The organism is Streptomyces sp. NPDC001410 (assembly GCF_042895235.1).
In the GTDB taxonomy this organism is placed as follows: Bacteria; Actinomycetota; Actinomycetes; order Streptomycetales; family Streptomycetaceae; genus Streptomyces.
This window is the reverse complement of the sequence record NZ_JBIAWE010000002.1, coordinates 424,832-442,899: the sequence shown is the minus strand read 5'-3', so window position 1 is coordinate 442,899 and position 18,068 is coordinate 424,832. Positions and strand designations below refer to the sequence as shown.

Below are 18,068 nucleotides of genomic sequence, written 5' to 3'. Positions count from 1 at the left end.
GGGCCGCCCCGAGTGCAGTTCCAGCTCAATCCCCATGACCCCTCCTTCTGCCTCGGACATCGAAGCTTCGCAGAGATCATTTGCCAGACAGAACCTAGGTCGCTCGAACTACGAAAGCCCCATGGCGCCGACGTGTTCGTCCAGGGCCGCCTCGATCCGCCCCGCGTCCACGGCGTCCGCCGCCCACGCCACGTATCCGTCGGGGCGCACCAGCACCGTCGTACGGCGGTCGCTCGCCCACCGTGCCACGGTGAGCCGCTCCCCGCGCCGGCCCTCGTACGGCTCCGGGGTGACCAGGACGAAGCGGCCGCCGCGCAGGGCCTCGTAGAGACGGCCGCCGTCGGCCAGGGCGACGTCCGGGACGCGGGTCCCGGTGAGGCGGTGCGCGCCACGGGGCGCGGGGTAGCGGTAGCCCACGCCGGTGACCTGGCCGGCGACCTTGCGGCGGGCGGGGCCCACGGTGTTGAGGAACGTGGTGAGCGCGGCGCGGGCCGCCAGCGTCCAGGGGCGCTTGGCCATGGCGAGGCGGACGATGCCGCCGCTGCTGCGCAGCACCGCCTTGCCGACCGGGTGGCGCTCGGCCTGGTAGCTGTCGAGCAGCTCCGGGGCCGCGTGGCCGGTGACGACCGCGGCGAGCTTCCAGCTCAGGTTGGCCGCGTCCTGCAGCCCGGTGTTCATGCCCTGGCCGCCGGCCGGGGTGTGCACGTGCGCGGCGTCCCCGGCGAGGAAGACCCGGCCGACCCGGTAGGCGGGCGCCTGGCGCTCGTCGCTGTGGAAACGGGACATCCAGCGGGCGTCGTGCATCCCGAAGTCCCGGCCGAGCGCGAGGCGGGTGATCTCCTTGACCTCGGCCAGGTCCAGCGGCTCCCCGTCGGGGACATTGCGGCCGCGGTGCCAGCCGATCACCCGGTAGTAGCCGTCACCGAAGGGCGCGAGGAAGGCGAAGGCGTCACCGACGGCGTTGACGGTGAGCAGGGTCGGGGGCTTCTCGGCGAGCCGCACGTCGGCGAGGACGACGGAGCGGATCACCGACTTGCCGGGGAAGGGCAGGCCGATCGCGTCCCGCACGGCGCTGCGCATGCCGTCGGTGCCGACGACGTACGCGGCCCGCAGGCTCTCCGTCCGGCCCTCGGGTCCGCGGGCCTCCACCGTCACGCCGTCCGCGTCCTGGGTGAGGCCGGTCAGCTCGGTCTCGTACCGGAAGTCGACGCCCGCCTCGACCGCGCGCCGCTCCAGCACCTTCTCCACCTCGTACTGCGGGAGGACGAGGAGGTGGTTGAAGCGGGAGGGGAGGGTGTCGAGGTCGATGGTGAGCCGACCGAAGAGGCGCAGCCGGTCCAGGGACTGACCGACGGCTTCCAGGTCGTCGGCGAGGTCGCGGGCGTCAAGTTGTTCGAGGGTGCGGGCGTGCAGGACGAAGGCGCGGGAGAGGTTGCTGATCTTGTGCGGGCGCTTTTCGAGGACGGTGACCGGGACGCCGGCGGTGGCGAGGTCGCCGGCGAGGAGGAGGCCGGTGGGGCCGGAGCCGACGATGATCACGGGGCTCGGGGTGCTGTTGGTGCTGTTGGTGTTGATGCCGGTCATGATGGCCTCCTGTTGCCAACGCTTGTTTGCCAACGCTCGTTGACGAGATTAGCCACGCCTCCCGAGAAGTGTCAACGCTTGTTGGCCTACGAATGTTGGCCTACGCTCGTTGGCATGAACGGCAGTGACAGCAGCAGCACAGATTCCGGTTCCGGCGCCCGCCGCCGCTCCGACGCCACCCGCAGCGCGATCCTCACCGCCGCCCGCGAGCGCTTCGCCGCCGACGGCTACGAGCGGGCCACCATCCGCGCCATCGCCAGGGACGCGCGCATCGACCCGTCGATGGTGATGCGGTACTTCGGCAACAAGGACGGCCTGTTCGCCGCGGCCGTCGCGCTCGACCTGCGGCTGCCGGACCTGACCCGGGTACCGCCGGACGAGGCCGGCCGGGCCCTCGTGACCCACTTCCTCAGCCTGTGGGAGGAGAACGAGGAACTGACGGCCGTACTCCGGGTCGGCGCCACCAACCAGGCCGGGGCCGAGCGCATGCAGGGCATCTTCCGGGACCAGGTGCTGCCGGTGGCCCTCCAGGCGTGCCCCGACCCCGAGCAGGTGCCCACGCGGGCCGCGCTGTGTGCCTCACAGCTGCTCGGGCTGGCCCTCACCCGCTACGTACTGCGCCTGCCGCCCACCGTGGCGCTCCATCCCGAGGAGATCGTGGCGTGGCTCGGGCCCACGGTGCAGCGTTATCTGACGGCGCCCAGCCCCTGAGCCGGCCCCGGGCCGAACAAGCCCCGCGCAACAGGCCCCGGCCCGGAAAAAGCACCGAGGGCGCCGACCCCACCGCACACATGCGGCAGGACGGCGCCCTCGGCAGAGATCAGGTTCGCCCTCAGGCCTTCGCCTTGCCGGGCTTGGTCACGCGCGTCTTGGACTTGTCCAGGACCATCACCAGCCCGGTGATGACCGCGAACAGTGCCACCGGAAGCAGCACGTACAGGCCCAGCGTCGCGCCGACGCTCAGGCCCGTGCCGGGGTCGTCACCGTCGTCGCGGGTCAGCGCGAGCGCGGGGGACGACATGAGCAGCATCATCAGCGTCGTACCGGCGGCCAGGGCGCCGGCGCGCAGGGCGTTCTTCTTGTCCACGCTCTCAAGTTAGCGAACGCCCAGGAAGGCCGCGCGTCCGGGGTGCCCTATGAAGGCCCGCCCTCCCTCAGAGCCGCCAGCAGTGCCCGCAGCCGAGGCGAGGCCGTCAGGTCCTCCAGGGGCACCGGCCGGCCCTCCGCGTCGGCGATCGGCAGGCGCCAGTTCGGGTACTGGTCCCACGTACCCGGCAGGTTCTGCGGGCGGCGGTCGCCGACGCCGTCCGGGAGCCAGACGCCGATCAGGCGGGCCGGGGTGCGCAGCAGGAAGCGGTACACGCCCTGGATCTCCGCCTCCTCGTCGGATCCCGGGGGCCCGGCGGCCGGGCAGTCGAGCAGGCCCAGGCTGCCCAGCAGGGCGAGCCACTCCGCGGTGTCCGCGGTCGCCTCCGCGCGCTCCTCGGCGGCCGGGCGGGTCAGCAGGCCGAGGCGGTCGCGCAGGTCGACATGGTCGGCGGTGAGCCGGGCGGCGGTCGGCGGCAGGTCGTGGGTGGTGGCGGTGGCCAGGCAGTCGGCGCGCCAGCGCTCCGGCGGCAGCGGGCGGCTGTCGCCCTCCCAGTCCCGCTCGAACCACAGCACGGAGGTGCCGAGCACCCCGCGCCGCTGCAGCGTCCCGCGCACCCCGGGCTCCACGGTGCCCAGGTCCTCGCCGATCACCACGGATCCGGCGCGGGAGGCCTCGAGGAGGAGCAGGGCGAGCATGGCGTCGGCGTCGTAACGGACGTAGGTGCCCTCGGTGGGCGGGCAGCCCCGGGGCACCCACCAGAGCCGGAACAGGCCCATCACGTGGTCGATGCGCAGGGCGCCGGCATAGCGGAAGAGGGCGCGCAGGAGGTGGCGGTAGGGGGCGTGGCCGGAGGCGGCGAGGCGGTCGGGGCGCCACGGCGGCAGACCCCAGTCCTGGCCGCGGGCGTTGAACGCGTCGGGCGGGGCGCCGACCGACATGCCGGCGGCGAAGTGGTCCTGCTGGGCCCAGGCGTCCGCGCCGCCGGGGTGCACGCCCACGGCGAGGTCGTGGACGATGCCGACGGGCATGCCGGCGTCCCGGGCGGCGCGCTGGGCGGCGCGGAGCCGGCCGTCGGTGAGCCAGGCGAGCCGGGCGTGGAAGTCGACCCGGTCGGCCAGTTCGGCGCGGGCGCGGGCGGTCTCGGCGGAGCGTGGGTCGCGCAGGGGCTCCGGCCAGCCGTGCCAGTCGGGGCCGTGGGTCTCGGCGAGGGCGCACCAAGTGGCGTGGTCCTCCAGCGCCTGCCCCTCCTCGGCGCGGAAGGCGTCGTACGCGGCCTGCCGTCCTGGTCCGAGCGGAACCCGGACGACCAGCTCCAGGGCCTGCCGCTTCAGCTCCCACACCGCGTCCCGGTCGATGAGGGCACCCTTGTCGAGGACGTCGGCGCGCAGCCGCTCGGCACGCTCCAGCAGCGCGCGGACACGGCCCTGGTCCTCGATGTGCGCGAACTCGGGGATCTCCTCGATCCGCAGGTGCACGGGGTCGGGGAAGCGGCGCGAGGACGGCCGGTACGGGGACGGGTCGGTCGGGGTCCCGGGTACGGCCGCGTGCAGCGGGTTGACCTGCACGAACCCGGCTCCGGCGGTGCGCCCGGCCCAGCCGGCCAGTTCGGCGAGGTCACCGAGGTCGCCCATGCCCCAGGAGCGCCGGGAGAGCAGTGAGTACAGCTGCACGAGGAGGCCGTAGGAGCGGGTGGCGGGGGCGGGCAGCCGGTCGGGGGCGACGATGAGGCGGGCGTGTCCGGTGCGTCCGTCGGGTGCGGTGGCGCTCACCCGGTGCACACCCGTGGGCAGCCCCTCGATCCCGTCCCGCTCCTCCCCCTGCTCGGTCTCTACGCGCAGCAGGGTGCCGGGCGGCAGCGCGGCGAAGGCGGCGGGCGGCTCCTGGGCGCCGGCCCACTGGACCACGGTGGGCGGCAGCAGCCGCGCGCGCAGCTCGCGCTCCCGTTCGGCGAGTGCGGTGCGGACGGCGTCGGGGGTGCTCGCGTCGACGCCGAGGGCGGCCAGGGCGGCGACCACGGCGGAGGCGGAGACCGCGACCGTACGGTCCGGGGCGGGGCTGTAGGAGGTGGCGACCCCGTGCAGCCCGGCGAGCCGGGACAGCTCCTCGTCCTCGCGCGCCGCGGTCATCTACAACCCCGCGCCGAAGAAGTCCGGAACGGGGTCGGACTCGCTGGTCAGCGGGGCGGCGTCGGCGAGCGGTGGCTCGCTGGTGAGGGGCTCGGCGTCGGGCAGCGGCGGCTCGCTGGTCAGCGGCGCCTCGGCGCTCGCGCTCTCCGCGCTGAATACGCTGCCGGACGCCTCGTGGGTCTCGGCGGACGGCTCCGCCACGGGTTTCCACTGGGCCGGGATCGAAAGATGAGCCGGTGCGGCCACGGGGGCCTCCTTGTCGCTGCGTCGGGTGCTACCGGGTCTGCGGATGAGAGCAGGCCTACCCCGTGGGCGCGATGCCAGACCTATACGGACGAGCAACGTGCTTCTTCCGACATACCGGCCGCTCTCGCCAGGTGTTCGCCGACCACTATTCACTCAGTACATGTATCCAGTGCATACTGATCTCCATGAGCACTCGGCACATCCTTCTGGGGCTGCTCGAGGCAGGGCCGAGCCATGGCTACGACCTCAAGCGGCGCCATGACGAACGCTTCCCCCAGGCTCGTCCGCTGGCGTACGGGCAGGTCTACACAACCCTGCAGCGCCTGGTCCGGGACGGCCTCGCGGAGATCGACGGGACCGACGCCGACGGCGGGCCGGAGCGGACGCTGTACCGGTCGACCGAGGACGGAGCGCGCGAACTGGCCCGGTGGGCCGGGGAGATCGCCCCGCCCGCGCCCTTCGTGGCGAACGAGATCTTCGCCAAGGTCGTGGTCTCGATCCTCTCCGGCGGCGATCCGGCCGCCTACCTGCGCGCCCAGCGTGCCGCGCACATGGAGCGGATGCGGCAGCTCACGGCCGTGAAGACGGGCCCGGGCGCCGATCTGGCGACCGTACTTTCGGCGGACTACGCCCTCAACCATCTCGACGCCGACCTCCGTTGGATGAACACCACGGCGGCCCGGCTGATCACTCTGACCGCGGAGGTCGACGCAACATGAGCAACAGGGCGGATTCCTCGGTGCCGCTTCTGGCGGGCCGGGATCTGGTCAAGGCGCACGGGAGGACCCAGGCGCTGCGCGGCGCCTCGGTCGAACTGCGCGCGGGCGAGATCCTCGCGGTGACCGGTGCCAGCGGCAGCGGAAAATCGACGCTGCTGCACTGCCTGGCCGGGATCGTCCGGCCGGACGAGGGCGCGGTGGCCTACGACGGGCAGCGGCTCGACCGGCTGCCGGAGAAGCGGCTGAGCGAGCTGCGCCGTACCGACTTCGGTGTGGTGTTCCAGTTCGGGCAGCTGATTCCCGAGCTGACGGCCCTGGACAACGTCGCGCTGCCGCTGCTGCTGGCCGGCACCGACCGCGCGGGGGCCCGGGAACGAGCGGGCGCGTGGCTGGAGCGGTTCGGAGTGCGCGGGCAGGAGGAGCTGCGGCCGGGCGAGATGAGCGGGGGCCAGGCGCAGCGGGTCGCCCTGGCCCGGGCGCTGGTGACCGGCCCGAAGGTGGTCTTCGCGGACGAGCCGACGGGCGCCCTGGACTCGCTGGCGACCGAGCAGGTGATGACGGCCCTGGTGCACACGGCCCGCGAGGCGGGCACGGCGGTGCTGCTGATCACGCACGACGCCCAGGTCGCGGCCTACGCGGACCGTGAGACGCGGATGAGCGACGGGCTCGCGGTGCCGGCGGAGGTGGCGGTGTGACGACCCGTACGCGCGACACCGTGACCGCGACCCGTACGCGCGGCACCCTGACCGCCGATGTGCGTCTCGCCTGGCAGCTCATCCGCGACTCCGACCGGCAGGAGTGGTGGCGGGCCGGGCTGACCGCGGCCGGGGCCGCGCTGGCGACGGGGTTCGCCCTCGCCGCCGTCGCCCTGGCCTCGCTCCGGGGGTACCACCAGGTGCCCCTCGGCCACGGTCTGCTGAACAACCCCGGCGAGCGCTCGGGGGTGATCGTCTGCCTGCTGCTTCTGCTGGTACCGGTACTGGGGTTCCTCGGACAGTGCGCCCGGATCGGTGCCGTGCACCGCGACCGGCGGCTGGCCGGGCTGCGGCTGGCCGGCGCCGGCCCGGCCCAGGTGCGCCGGATCGCCGCGCTGGAGACGGGGCCGGCCTGCCTGCTGGGCTCGGTCCTCGCCACCGCCGTCGCGGTACCGGTCCTGCTGGACCTGTGGGACAGCCCGACCGCCGTGGCCTGGGCCGGACTCGCGCTGGTCGCCCTCGGGGTGCCGGTGCTGGGCGCGGCGACCGGCGCGCTGGCGCTGCGCCGGGTGGTGGCCTCCCCGCTCGGGTGGGTGCGCCGGGTGCGGCCCAGCAGCGGGCGGGGACCGGGACTGCTGTTCGTCGGCGGGGTGCTGGTCGTCCTGCTGCTGGCGCTCTGGGCGGTCGCGAACACCTCAAGCACGGACCGGGGGCAGCTGCCGCTGACGGTGTTCGGGCTGGTCATCGCGGTCGGGGCGGGCACGGTGTGGCTGGCCGGGGGCACGGCCGGGCTGGTCGGACGGGTGCTGGCGGGCCGCGCCCGGTCCGCGGCCGCGCTGATCGCGGCGGAGCGGCTGCGCGACGACCCGTGGGCCGCGGCCCGCACCCACGCGGCCGTCCTGCTGGTCACGATCGTCGGCACGGGCTTCGTCGGCGTCCGCCAGGCGTTCCTCGCCGACCTGCACGCCATGGACCGCCGGAACCACCTCGGCATGGCCATGTCCTTCTACACGACCGGCATCGATCTGACCGGCGCCGCGATCCTCGTCGCCCTGGTGATCACCCTCTCCGGCCTCGCCGTCGGCACCGCCGAGTCCCTGGCGAACCGCCGCCGGGGCCTGGCCGCACAGGTCGCCGCCGGGGTGCCACAGGCGGTGCTCGGCCGGGCGCTGCTCCTGGAGACGGCACTGCCGCTGGCTCCCGCGGTCGCACTGGCCGGCGCGGGCGGGATGGCGATCGGCATCTGGTACGGCTCGGTGACCCAGGAGTACGTCAGCCAGGCCGTGCCGTACGCCGCGCTGCTGGTCCCGGTGGGCGTGTACGTCTGCTGCCTGCTGGCGGCTGCCACCTCGCTGCCCCTGCTGCGCCGCTCGGTGCACCCGGCGGAGCTGCGCTACGCCTGACCGCCACTGGAACGTCCGGCCCCGGGGTACGGGGGTCCCCGAGGCCGGACCACGCGGGTGCCCGGGGTGCCGCCCCGGGTACGCGAAGGCCCGGATCGTCAGGCGGAGATGCCGTCGATCCGGGCCATGGCGTCGTCCGCGCCGTACGGCTGCAAGTAGGGCAGCCAGCGCGGGTCCCTATGGCCGGTCCCGATGATGCGCCATGCCAGACCGGTGGGCGGGGCCGGTTTGTGACGCAGCCGCCAGCCCATCTCGACGAGGTGCTTGTCGGCCTTCACGTGGTTGCAGCGGCGGCAGGAGGCCACCACGTTGTCCCAGACGTGCTTGCCCCCGCGGCTGCGCGGGATGACGTGGTCGACGCTGGTTGCGACGCCACCGCAGTACATGCACCGACCCCCGTCGCGGGCGAACAGCGCCCTGCGGGTAAGAGGAACGGGCCCCCGATAGGGAACCCGGACGAATCGCTTGAGCCGGACCACGCTGGGTGCGGGGACTGTGACGGTTGCGCTGTGCATATAGGCGCCGGATTCCTCGAGGGAGACAGCCTTGTTCTCCAGGACGAGGACGAGCGCGCGACGGAGCGGTACGACGCCGAGCGGCTCGTACGACGCGTTGAGGACCAGGACATGCGGCACGGGTGCCTCCTTGGGCGTCGGCGGCGCGTGGCTCGCGCCGGGACGATCTGCAGTCAGTCTCCCCTCATGCCTGGTGGAAGCGCCACCATGTCCCGGTAACGGGCTGGGAGTGTTTTCGACCACACCTGGTTCATCCCCCGGATCATGGCCTGTTCAAGCCCGGGTGAGACCGGTCTCTCCTGTGGCCCTCCTGTGCGGAACGGCGTGGTGCACACACAATGCCCCGTTAGTGTGGTGGTCCTGTCCGCCCGGTGACCTTTTCGTGACCTTGACCGCCCCACCGGACGGACCGTGCAGCACGTTGGAGGTACCTGCCGTGTCCTTGCCCGTCGTCCTAGTGGCCGCCGGTGCGACGCCGACCCCGTCTCCCTCGGGGGCGACGGCCCCGGCCGTGCCGAACCTTCAGGACGCCCAGGAGAGCGCGACGAACGCGGCGAGCTGGGTGGAGCAGAACTGGTCGACCTGGCTCGCGATGGGCCTGCAGATCCTGCTGATCCTGGTCGTGGCGTTCGTGCTCAGAGCGGCGGTACGGCGGGCGATCACCAAGCTGATCGACCGGATGAACCGCACCGTGGAGTCGGTGGACGGCACCGCGCTGGGCGGGCTGCTGGTCAACGCCGAGCGGCGCCGGCAGCGCTCGCAGGCGATCGGCTCGGTGCTGCGCTCGGTGGCCAGCTTCCTGATCCTGGGCACGGCCGCGCTGATGGTGCTGTCCACCTTCAAGATCAACCTGGCGCCGCTGCTGGCCTCGGCCGGTGTGGCCGGTGTGGCGATCGGTTTCGGCGCCCGGAACCTGGTCACGGACTTCCTCTCCGGCGTGTTCATGATCCTGGAGGACCAGTACGGCGTCGGCGACTCGATCGACGCGGGCATTGCCTCCGGCGAGGTGATCGAGGTCGGGCTGCGGGTGACCAAGCTGCGCGGCGCCGACGGCGAGATCTGGTACGTCCGCAACGGCGAGGTCAAGCGCATCGGCAACCTCTCCCAGGGCTGGGCTACCGCCGGGGTCGACGTGACCGTGCGGTCGAGCGAGGACCTGGACCGGGTGAAGGCCACGCTGGACGAGGTCGCCGAGCAGCTGACCAAGGAAGAGCCCTGGAACGAGCTGCTGTGGGGGCCGATCGAGGTGCTCGGCCTGGACAGCGTGCTGATCGACTCCATGGTGGTCCGGGTCTCGGCCAGGACCATGCCCGGCAAGTCGCTGGCGGTGGAGCGCGAGCTGCGCTGGCGCATCAAGCGGGCGTTCGACGCGGCCGGCGTCCGCATCGTGGGCGGGGCGACGGCGACGGAGAACGTCGAGGACGTCCCGGACCCGACGGCCTCGGTCGCGGCTCCTTCGGTGTACTCCAACGCGGACTCGCCGCAGGCGGCGGCCGCTTCGCCGATCACTCCGCAGCAGCGGCCGGCTCCGAAGTAGGGCGTACAGGAGCGGAACGGTTCAGCACGCTCGTTCGAGTGAACAGGTGGGGCATCCCGGCGCCGAAAGCGCCGCGGGTGCCCCATCGTTCTGCCGGGGCACCCAGCGTGGGCTTAGCCTGGCATCAGCGCGACAAGGAGATCCAGCGATGAGCGCCGAACTGATCATGGAGCCGGTCATGACGCAGGTGGACCCCATCGACCTGTTGAGCGCGTTCGAAAAGGCAGCAGCACCCATGCCGATTCGAGCGGAGTACATCGAGGGGACGGGCATCTTGCCGCCTCAGCCGGAACACCGACACAACGCTGGTGCCGTAAAGATCATCGTCCAGTTCCACCTGGCAGGCCTGGACCTGGCCGGCGTGAACGACGGCTTCCGAGTCGCTCGCCAAGACGGTCGGACTATGGCCTTGGTCGTACCGGACTTCTATGTCTGCCGCCGCGAACCAACTGAACTCGACGAGTCCTATCGCACAGCTCACCGGGGCTGGTACCCCATCGACATGATCGCCCTGGTTGGGGAGGTCACCTCCACCAACCACGAGATGGACACGGGCCCCAAGTTCCGCACCTACGCCGCCGCCGGCATCCCCGTCTACGTGCTCATCGACCGCCACTCCAAGACGGCCCACTGCTACACGGACCCGATCCTCCCCGGCGACGACCCCACCGAGGCGTACTACGACACCGACACCAAGGTCGATCTCGGCGAACCCCTCCCCCTCCCGGCCCCCTACCCCACCCTGGACACGGCCCCGTTCGTCAACGACTGACGAGTCGCGCAATCTGACGCCACGCACCCCTCTGACCAGCGGAGACCAGATCCGCGACGGCCTCTTGACGTGCCCCTGTGGGGCAGCCTCGCCCCGCTGACGGTGCAGCGCGCGGCCAAGGTCACCGTGAACGCCTCCCCGGAGCCCGCGGTCAAGGGCAGGACGCTCACCGTCAAGGGCTCGCTGACCCGCGCGAACTGGCAGACCGGCACGTACACCGGCTACCAGGGCCAGACGGTCCTCCTCCAGTTCAAGGCGGACGGCGGTTCGTACAAGAACGTCAAGGCGATCACCGCGGCCAAGACCTCCGCCGGAGACCACGTGACGGTCAGGTAGACCGGCGCCCCCCACGAGCCGAGGCACCCCCTCACAGCACTCCACGGCACGCCCCCGAGGTAACGACTCTGTTGCCTCGGGGGCGTTGTCTATTGACGCCCTCTTCGTCCTGGGCTTACGTTCCTCCCACCCGAATAGGAAAGTTTCCTAACAGTGATCTTCGGGCGGCCCGTTGATCAAGACTGGACGTCATGACCAGGTCACTGGGAAGCTGGGCAGTTGGAAAGGCAGGTGTCGACCCCCATGGCAGGAACCGCCGGTACGCCGGGCACCCCTCGCGTGCTGCGCGCCATGAACGACCGCGCCGCCCTGGATCTCCTGCTGGAGCACGGGCCGCTGTCCCGCACCCGGATCGGCAAGCTCACCGGCCTGTCCAAGCCGACCGCCTCCCAGCTGCTGGCCCGCCTGGAAGCGGCCGGTCTGGTCCGGGTCACCGGCACCAGCGAGGGCCGGCCGGGCCCCAACGCCCAGCTGTACGCGGTCAATCCCACGGCCGCGTACGCCGCCGGGCTCGACGTCACCCCGGAGCGCATCCGCGCCGCCGTCGCCGACATCACCGGCCGCACGGTCGGCGAGTACGAACTGCCCACCCCCGGCCGTCGCCCCGCCCACCCGGTCGTCCGGCAGGTCACCGACGCCCTCGACGGCGCCGTGAAGTCCGCCGGGCTGGCCCGGGACGACGTCCACCGGCTGGTCATCGGCACCCCGGGCGCCTTCGACCCCAACACCGGCCGGCTGCGCTACGCCTCCCACCTGCCCGGCTGGCACTCCCCCGCGCTGCTCGACGACCTCGCGGCGGCGCTCCCGATGCCGGTCGAGTACGAGAACGACGTCAACCTCGTCGCCCTCGCCGAGCAGCGGCTCGGCGCGGCCCGGGGCCACAGCGACTTCGTGCTGCTGTGGAACCAGGAGGGCCTCGGCGCCGCCCTGGTCCTCGGCGGCCGGCTGCACCGCGGCTGGACCGGCGGCGCGGGCGAGGTCGGCTTCCTCCCCGTGCCCGGCACCCCCCTGGTGCGCCAGGTGACCAAGGCCAACAGCGGCGGCTACCAGGAGCTGGCCGGCTCCCAGGCCGTACCGAAGCTGGCCCGCGAACTCGGCATCGAGGACGTGCCGTCGGGGCCGTACGCCGAGGCCGCCGCGGAACTCCTGGCCCGCGCCGCCGACCATGCGAGCGGACCCCACCGGGAGCTGCTCTCGACCTACGCGACCCGGCTGGCCACCGGTCTCGCCTCGCTCGTCTCCGTCCTCGACCCCGACCTCGTCGTCCTCAGCGGCTCCGTCCTGGCGGCCGGCGGCGAGGTGCTGCGCACCCTCGTCCAGGCCGAGCTGGAGGAGCTGGCGGCGGCCCGCCCCCGGCTCGTCGTCGGCGACGTCCGTGAACACCCCGTGCTGCGCGGTGCGTTGGAGTCCGCGCTCGCGGCCACCCGCGACGAGGTCTTCGACACCTCGCACTGAGCCCCGCCCCCTCCGCAGTCCCCCTCTTCTCACCCACCCCTGCCCCGGGAGACCTCGCCATGCCCGAAGTCATACCCTCTGTTGCCCGAAAGGCGGCTTTTGCCGTAACCGCGTCGCTCGCCCTGCTCACCACCGCCTGTACCGGCCAGTCCAACTCCGGCGCCACCGACGACGCCTCCAAGGACACGACCATCAACTTCTGGCACGCGTGGAGCGCGCCGAACGAGGTGAAGGCGGTCAAGTCCCTGGTCGCCGGCTTCGAGAAGGCCCACCCCAACATCCATGTGAACGTCGTCGGCAACATGACCGACGACAAGATCAACCAGGCGCTGCGCTCCGGCGGCGACAAGGCTCCGGACGTGATCTCCTCCTTCACCACCAACAACGTGGGCAAGTTCTGCTCCTCGGGCGCGCTGGTGGACCTCAACCCCTTCTTCAAGAAGTCGGACATCGACCCGGAGACGACCTTCCCGAAGGCGATGAACGAGTACACCCAGTTCGACGGCAACCGCTGCTCGGTGCCGCTGCTGGGCGACGCATACGGCCTCTACTACAACAAGACAGCGTTCGAGAAGGCGGGCATCGCGGCCCCGCCGAAGACCTGGTCGGAGTTCGAGGCCGACGCCAAGAAGCTGACGATCCCGCAGGGCGACGGGTACAAGCAGCTGGGCTTCATGCCGGACTACCACGGCTGGGAGTCCACGACCGAGCACTACTTCGGGCAGTTCTCGCCGACGTACTTCGACAAGGCCGGCAAGTCCGCCGTGGCCGAGGACCCGGCGTTCGAGAAGGGCTTCACCCTGCAGAAGAAGCTCGTCGACGAACTCGGCGGCTTCCAGAAGCTGGAGAAGTTCCGGGCCACCCTCGGCGACGAGTGGGGTCCGAAGCACCCCTTCCACACCGGCCAGGTGGCCATGCAGCTGGACGGCGAGTGGCGGCTCGGCATGGCGCTCGACACCAAACCGAAGTTCGAGATCGGCGTAGCTCCGCTGCCCGTACCGGACGACCGGGCCGACCAGTACGGCAAGGGCTACATCACTGGCACCATCGCGGGCATAGCGGCCACCAGCCACAAGCAGAACGCGGCCTGGGAGCTGGTGAAGTACATGACCACGGACACGGACGCGGTGGTCGGCTTCGCCAACGACATCCACAACGTGCCCTCCACGCTGGCCGCGCTGAAGTCCCCGAAGCTGAAGTACGACCCGCGGTTCAAGACCTTCCTGGACATCGCCGCGAACCCGGACTCGACCACGAGTCCCGCCTCGATCAACGGCGGCCAGTACCTGGTGACGATCCAGCAGTTCGGCTACGACTACGAGAGCGGCAAGGTCACCGATCTGAAGGCCGGTCTGAAGAAGACGGCCGCGCAGATCGACACGGACATCGCGCAGGCGAAGTAGCCCATGCGCACGATCACGCTCGCCTCGAAGCGCCGCAGGGCTGGCCTCGCTGCGAAGCAGCGGAAACAAGCACTGCGGACGGCCGCCTTCATGTCGCCCTGGCTGATCGGCTTCGCGGTCTTCTTCGCGTACCCGCTGATCTCGACGGTCTACTTCTCGTTCATGCACTACGACGGCTTCAAACCGCCGACGTGGAGCGGAACGAAGAACTGGACGTACGTCTTCGAGCACTACCCGCTGTTCTGGCCCGCCCTGCGCAACACCCTGTGGCTGGTGCTGGTCATGGTGACCCTCCGGGTCGTCTTCGGACTCGGTGTGGGCCTGCTCATCACGAAGATCAAGACGGGCGCGGGCGTCTTCCGCACCCTCTTCTACCTGCCCTACCTCGCCCCGCCCGTGGCGGCGACGATGGCCTTCGCCTTCCTGCTCAACCCCGGTACGGGACCGGTCAACTCGATCCTGGAGAAGGTGGGCATCCCGGCGCCGGGCTGGTTCAACGACCCCGCCTGGTCCAAGCCGGCCCTGACCCTGCTGGCGCTGTGGGGCATCGGCGACCTGATGGTCATCTTCATGGCCGCGCTGCTCGACGTGCCGACGGAGCAGTACGAGGCGGCCGAGCTGGACGGTGCGTCGGCCTGGCAGCGGTTCCGCTACGTCACCCTGCCGAACATCTCCCCGATCGTGATGTTCGCCGTGGTCACCGGCGTGATCCAGACGATGCAGTACTACACGCAGCCGCTGATCGCGGGGAAGGTCGCCTCGGGTGTGATCCAGGGCGCGGGCACGCAGTTCGAGCCCGGCTACCCGGACAAGTCCACGCTCACCCTCCCCCAGCTCGTCTACAACCTCGGCTTCCAGCGCTTCGACTACGGCTCGGCCTGTGTGGTGGCTCTGGTGCTGTTCGCCCTGTCGATGGTGTTCACCGCGTTCCTGATGCGGCGCCGGGGCGGTCTCATCCAGGCAGGTGACTGACCATGACCCAAGTACTGGACCAGCCGGTGAAGCTGGCGCCGCCGGTGTCCGGGGCGGAGCGGACCGCCCGCCGCCGGGCGCTGCTCGAATGGATCGCGATCCACTCCCTGGGGATCGCCACCGCGCTGTTCTTCACGCTCCCCTTCGTGTTCGTGTTCCTGACCTCGCTGATGAGCGACACCCAGGCGCTCAGCCGGGACCTGATCCCGCACACCTGGGAGTGGGGCAACTACCGCAAGGTCTTCGACACGCCCGGCTTTCTGACCTGGTGGAAGAACACCCTGATCTATGCCGGTCTCGGCACCGTGCTGACCGTGATGTCCTCCATCCCGGTGGCGTACGCGCTCGCGAAGTTCCGCTTCCGGGGCCGCAACCTGTCACTCATGCTGGTGATCTCGATGATGATGCTGCCCCCGCAGGTGATCATCATCCCGATGTACCTGTTCTGGGCGAAGCAGCTGGACCTGTCCGGCACGCTGTGGCCGCTGATCATCCCGATGGCGTTCGGGGACGCGTTCTCCATCTTCCTGCTGCGCCAGTTCCTGATGACGATCCCGAACGAGTACGTCGACGCGGCGAAGGTGGACGGCTGCAGTGACCTGCGGACATTGCTGCGGGTCGTGCTGCCGATGGCGAAACCGGGCATCGCCGCCGTCGCCCTCTTCCAGTTCTTCTACGCCTGGAACGACTACTTCGGCCCCCAGATCTACGCCTCGGAGAACCCCGGCGCCTGGACCCTCTCCTACGGCCTGGAGTCCTTCAAGGGCGCGCACCACACCGACTGGAACCTCACCATGGCCGCGACCGTGCTGGTCATGGCCCCCGTGATCCTCGTGTTCTTCTTCGCCCAGAAGGCGTTCGTGGAGGGCGTCACGCTCACCGGAGTGAAGGGTTAACCACGTATGAAACTCACCGTGGTCGGCGGAGGCTCGACCTACACCCCCGAACTCATCGACGGCTTCGCGCGCCTCAGGGACACCCTGCCCGTCGAGGAACTGGTGCTCGTGGACCCGGCGGCCGAACGCCTGGAGCTGGTGGGCGGCCTGGCCCGCCGGATCTTCGCCAGGCAGGGCCACCCGGGCCGGATCGTCACCACCTCCGACCTGGACGCGGGTGTCGAGGGCGCCGACGCCGTACTGCTCCAGCTGCGCGTCGGCGGCCAGGCGGCCCGCCGGCAGGACGAGACCTGGCCGCTGGAGTGCGGCTGCATCGGCCAGGAGACGACGGGAGCCGGCGGTCTGGCCAAGGCGCTGCGCACGGTCCCGGTCGTCCTGGACATCGCCGAACGCGTCCGCCGCACCAACCCCCGCGCCTGGATTATCGACTTCACCAACCCCGTCGGCATCGTCACCCGCGCCCTGCTCCAGGCGGGCCACCGTGCGGTGGGCCTGTGCAACGTGGCGATCGGCTTCCAGCGCAAGTTCGCGGCGATGCTGGGCACCGACCCGAAGGACGTCCACCTGGACCATGTGGGCCTGAACCACCTCACCTGGGAGACGGGGGTGCGCCTCGGCGGCCCCGAGGGCGCGAACGTGCTGCCCAAGCTGCTGGCCGAGAACGGCGACGCCATCGCCGACGACCTGCGTCTGCCCCGCCCCCTCCTGGACCGCCTGGGCGTGGTCCCCTCGTACTACCTGCGCTACTTCTACGCGCACGACGCGGTGGTACGAGAACTGCGTACCAAGCCCTCCCGGGCGGAGGAAGTCGCCGCGATGGAGCGCGAGTTGCTGACGATGTACGGCGACCCGGCCCTGGACGAGAAGCCGGCGCTGCTGGCCAAGCGGGGCGGCGCCTTCTACTCGGAGGCGGCGGTGGACCTGGCGGCGGCCCTGCTGGGCGGCACGGGAAGCCCGTACCAGGTGGTGAACACCCTCAACAAGGGCACCCTGCCGTTCCTCCCTGACGACGCGGTGATCGAGGTCCAGGCGGCCGTCGGCCCCACAGGCCCGGTGCCGTTGCCGGTCCCGGACCTGGACCCGCTGTACGCGGGCCTGGTGGCGAACGTGACGACGTACGAGGACCTGGCCCTGGAGGCGGCGCTGCGCGGCGGCCGGGACCGCGTCTTCCGGGCGCTGCTGTCCCACCCCCTGATCGGCCAGTACGAGTACGCCGAGGCCCTCACCGACCAACTCGTCGCGCACAACCGGGAGCACCTGGCGTGGGCCTGACCACACCTGAATGCGGGAGTGTCCTCGCCATCGACGCGGGCAACAGCAAGACCGACGTGGCCGTGGTCACCGCCGACGGCGAGGTCCTGGCCACGGCCCGCGGCGGGGGCTTCCGCCCGCCGGCGGTGGGCGTCGCGGCAGCGATGGACGCCCTCGCCGACCCGGTCACCCGGGCCCTCTCGGACGCGGGCCTGCCCGCCGCCTCGCACGTCTCCGCCTGCCTGGCCAACGCCGATCTGCCGGTCGAGGAGGAGCAGCTGGCGACCGCGCTGCACGCGCGCGCGTGGGGCACCTCGGTGCAGGTCCGCAACGACACCTTCGCGATCCTGCGGGCGGGCGTGGCCGAGCCCCGTGGCGTGGCCGTGGTGTGCGGCGCGGGCATCAACTGCGTCGGCATGCGCCCCGACGGCCGCACCGCCCGCTTCCCGGCGATCGGCCGCATCTCCGGCGACTGGGGCGGCGGTTGGGGCCTGGCCGAGGAGGCCCTCTGGTACGCGGCCCGCGCCGAGGACGGCCGCGGCGAGCCGACGGCGCTGTCCCGCACCCTCCCCGCCCACTTCAACCTCCCCTCCATGTACGCCCTGATCGAGGCCCTGCACCTGGAGCACGTCGAACACAACCGCCGCCACGAACTGACCCCCGTCCTCTTCGAGACGGCCGCGCAGGGCGACCCGATCGCCCGCTCGATCGTGCACCGCCTCGCGGAGGAGGTCGCGACGATGGCCACGGTCGCCCTCACCCGCCTGGACCTCCTCACCGAGCAGACCCCCGTCCTCCTCGGCGGCAGCGTCCTGACCGCCGGCCACACCCAGCTGAACGACACCATCCAGGACCTGCTGTCGTCCCGCGCCCCCAAGGCCGACGTCCGGGTGGTGACGGCCAGCCCCGTCCTGGGCGCGGCACTGCTGGGCCTGGACCGGCTGGGGGCGGGGGTGGGGGTGGGGGCGCAGGAGCGAGCGCGGGCGTACTGGGAGAGGAGGGACTGAGCACCGGGAGAGTGGTCTGCTGCTTGCTCAGCGGCGGCAGACCAGAATGCCGCCCTTGCAG

The 18,068-nt window shown here is 71.6% G+C and carries 17 protein-coding genes and 1 pseudogene; 13 read left to right on the top strand and 5 right to left on the bottom strand.

Translation table 11 applies throughout. The annotated features are described in order from the left end of the window. Positions 1–108 precede the first annotated feature (108 nt). Positions 109–1,584 (bottom strand): FAD-dependent monooxygenase, encoded by a 1,476-nt coding sequence (locus tag ACFY3C_RS05515; protein ID WP_390769795.1) that lies wholly within the window; start codon positions 1,582–1,584, stop codon positions 109–111. A gap of 114 nt (positions 1,585–1,698) precedes the next feature. Between ACFY3C_RS05515 and ACFY3C_RS05510 the strand changes: the two genes are divergently transcribed. Next, positions 1,699–2,295, top strand: a complete 597-nt coding sequence (locus ACFY3C_RS05510) for a TetR family transcriptional regulator (RefSeq protein WP_390769794.1) — start codon at positions 1,699–1,701, stop codon at positions 2,293–2,295. A gap of 121 nt (positions 2,296–2,416) precedes the next feature. Here the strand turns inward: ACFY3C_RS05510 and ACFY3C_RS05505 are convergent, their stop codons facing one another. The 3 genes from ACFY3C_RS05505 to ACFY3C_RS05495 are packed head-to-tail and all read right to left on the bottom strand — an operon-like array spanning position 2,417 to position 5,046. Next, positions 2,417–2,671 carry a hypothetical protein gene (locus tag ACFY3C_RS05505; RefSeq protein ID WP_386571671.1) on the bottom strand — a complete coding sequence of 85 codons (255 nt, stop codon included), beginning with the start codon at positions 2,669–2,671 and terminating at the stop codon, positions 2,417–2,419. Positions 2,672–2,718: 47 nt separating this feature from the next. Beyond that, on the bottom strand, positions 2,719–4,800 hold the full coding sequence (malQ, locus tag ACFY3C_RS05500) for a 4-alpha-glucanotransferase (RefSeq protein WP_390769793.1): 2,082 nt from the start codon (positions 4,798–4,800) through the stop codon (positions 2,719–2,721). Next, on the bottom strand, positions 4,801–5,046 hold the full coding sequence (locus tag ACFY3C_RS05495; protein WP_390769792.1) for a hypothetical protein: 246 nt from the start codon (positions 5,044–5,046) through the stop codon (positions 4,801–4,803). Positions 5,047–5,231: 185 nt separating this feature from the next. Between ACFY3C_RS05495 and ACFY3C_RS05490 the strand changes: the two genes are divergently transcribed. From ACFY3C_RS05490 to ACFY3C_RS05480, 3 genes are read left to right on the top strand one after another with little or no spacing between them, the layout of a single operon-like run. Beyond that, complete coding sequence (locus tag ACFY3C_RS05490; protein ID WP_390769791.1) at positions 5,232–5,765, top strand: PadR family transcriptional regulator; 534 nt, start codon at positions 5,232–5,234, stop codon at positions 5,763–5,765. Beyond that, positions 5,762–6,460 carry an ABC transporter ATP-binding protein gene (locus ACFY3C_RS05485; protein WP_390769790.1) on the top strand — a complete coding sequence of 233 codons (699 nt, stop codon included), beginning with the start codon at positions 5,762–5,764 and terminating at the stop codon, positions 6,458–6,460. The genes ACFY3C_RS05490 and ACFY3C_RS05485 overlap by 4 nt, the downstream gene beginning before the upstream one ends. Continuing rightward, entirely contained in the window at positions 6,457–7,863 is a 1,407-nt protein-coding gene (locus ACFY3C_RS05480) for an FtsX-like permease family protein (RefSeq protein WP_390769789.1), read from the top strand. Before ACFY3C_RS05485 ends, ACFY3C_RS05480 begins: the two co-directional genes overlap by 4 nt. A gap of 98 nt (positions 7,864–7,961) precedes the next feature. Here the strand turns inward: ACFY3C_RS05480 and ACFY3C_RS05475 are convergent, their stop codons facing one another. After that, positions 7,962–8,498, bottom strand: coding sequence for an HNH endonuclease (locus ACFY3C_RS05475; RefSeq protein WP_145878278.1), 537 nt, complete (start codon positions 8,496–8,498; stop codon positions 7,962–7,964). Positions 8,499–8,814: 316 nt separating this feature from the next. On the opposite strand from ACFY3C_RS05475, the gene ACFY3C_RS05470 reads away from it, so the two are divergent. The 9 genes and pseudogenes from ACFY3C_RS05470 (at position 8,815) to ACFY3C_RS05430 (ending at position 18,007) form a co-directional block, all read left to right on the top strand. Next, positions 8,815–9,915, top strand: coding sequence for a mechanosensitive ion channel family protein (locus ACFY3C_RS05470; RefSeq protein WP_390769788.1), 1,101 nt, complete (start codon positions 8,815–8,817; stop codon positions 9,913–9,915). A gap of 148 nt (positions 9,916–10,063) precedes the next feature. Beyond that, complete coding sequence (locus tag ACFY3C_RS05465; protein WP_390769787.1) at positions 10,064–10,687, top strand: Uma2 family endonuclease; 624 nt, start codon at positions 10,064–10,066, stop codon at positions 10,685–10,687. A gap of 93 nt (positions 10,688–10,780) precedes the next feature. Further along, a pseudogene (locus ACFY3C_RS05460) lies at positions 10,781–11,023 on the top strand (hypothetical protein); the annotation flags it as partial. A gap of 243 nt (positions 11,024–11,266) precedes the next feature. Then, a complete protein-coding gene (locus ACFY3C_RS05455; protein WP_386571658.1) occupies positions 11,267–12,478 on the top strand; it encodes an ROK family protein in 1,212 nt (403 codons plus the stop codon). A gap of 59 nt (positions 12,479–12,537) precedes the next feature. Then, on the top strand, positions 12,538–13,881 hold the full coding sequence (locus ACFY3C_RS05450; RefSeq protein WP_390769786.1) for an ABC transporter substrate-binding protein: 1,344 nt from the start codon (positions 12,538–12,540) through the stop codon (positions 13,879–13,881). 3 nt (positions 13,882–13,884) lie between these two features. Next, a complete protein-coding gene (locus ACFY3C_RS05445) occupies positions 13,885–14,853 on the top strand; it encodes a carbohydrate ABC transporter permease (protein WP_390769785.1) in 969 nt (322 codons plus the stop codon). A gap of 2 nt (positions 14,854–14,855) precedes the next feature. After that, positions 14,856–15,749, top strand: a complete 894-nt coding sequence (locus tag ACFY3C_RS05440; RefSeq protein WP_390769784.1) for a carbohydrate ABC transporter permease — start codon at positions 14,856–14,858, stop codon at positions 15,747–15,749. Positions 15,750–15,755: 6 nt separating this feature from the next. After that, positions 15,756–17,021: a 6-phospho-beta-glucosidase gene (locus ACFY3C_RS05435; protein ID WP_390769783.1), complete on the top strand. Its 1,266-nt coding sequence runs from the start codon at positions 15,756–15,758 to the stop codon at positions 17,019–17,021. Next, on the top strand, positions 17,012–18,007 hold the full coding sequence (locus ACFY3C_RS05430; RefSeq protein ID WP_390769782.1) for an N-acetylglucosamine kinase: 996 nt from the start codon (positions 17,012–17,014) through the stop codon (positions 18,005–18,007). The genes ACFY3C_RS05435 and ACFY3C_RS05430 overlap by 10 nt, the downstream gene beginning before the upstream one ends. The last annotated feature ends 61 nt before the right edge of the window (positions 18,008–18,068 follow it).

Coding starts and splice junctions, on each gene's coding strand:
- ACFY3C_RS05515 (WP_390769795.1), bottom strand. CDS start 1,584: ATGACCGGCATCAACACCAACAGCACCAACAGCACCCCGAGCCCCGTG.
- ACFY3C_RS05510 (WP_390769794.1), top strand. CDS start 1,699: ATGAACGGCAGTGACAGCAGCAGCACAGATTCCGGTTCCGGCGCCCGC.
- malQ (WP_390769793.1), bottom strand. CDS start 4,800: ATGACCGCGGCGCGCGAGGACGAGGAGCTGTCCCGGCTCGCCGGGCTG.
- ACFY3C_RS05490 (WP_390769791.1), top strand. CDS start 5,232: ATGAGCACTCGGCACATCCTTCTGGGGCTGCTCGAGGCAGGGCCGAGC.
- ACFY3C_RS05485 (WP_390769790.1), top strand. CDS start 5,762: ATGAGCAACAGGGCGGATTCCTCGGTGCCGCTTCTGGCGGGCCGGGAT.
- ACFY3C_RS05465 (WP_390769787.1), top strand. CDS start 10,064: ATGAGCGCCGAACTGATCATGGAGCCGGTCATGACGCAGGTGGACCCC.
- ACFY3C_RS05455 (WP_386571658.1), top strand. CDS start 11,267: ATGGCAGGAACCGCCGGTACGCCGGGCACCCCTCGCGTGCTGCGCGCC.
- ACFY3C_RS05450 (WP_390769786.1), top strand. CDS start 12,538: ATGCCCGAAGTCATACCCTCTGTTGCCCGAAAGGCGGCTTTTGCCGTA.
- ACFY3C_RS05445 (WP_390769785.1), top strand. CDS start 13,885: ATGCGCACGATCACGCTCGCCTCGAAGCGCCGCAGGGCTGGCCTCGCT.
- ACFY3C_RS05440 (WP_390769784.1), top strand. CDS start 14,856: ATGACCCAAGTACTGGACCAGCCGGTGAAGCTGGCGCCGCCGGTGTCC.
- ACFY3C_RS05435 (WP_390769783.1), top strand. CDS start 15,756: ATGAAACTCACCGTGGTCGGCGGAGGCTCGACCTACACCCCCGAACTC.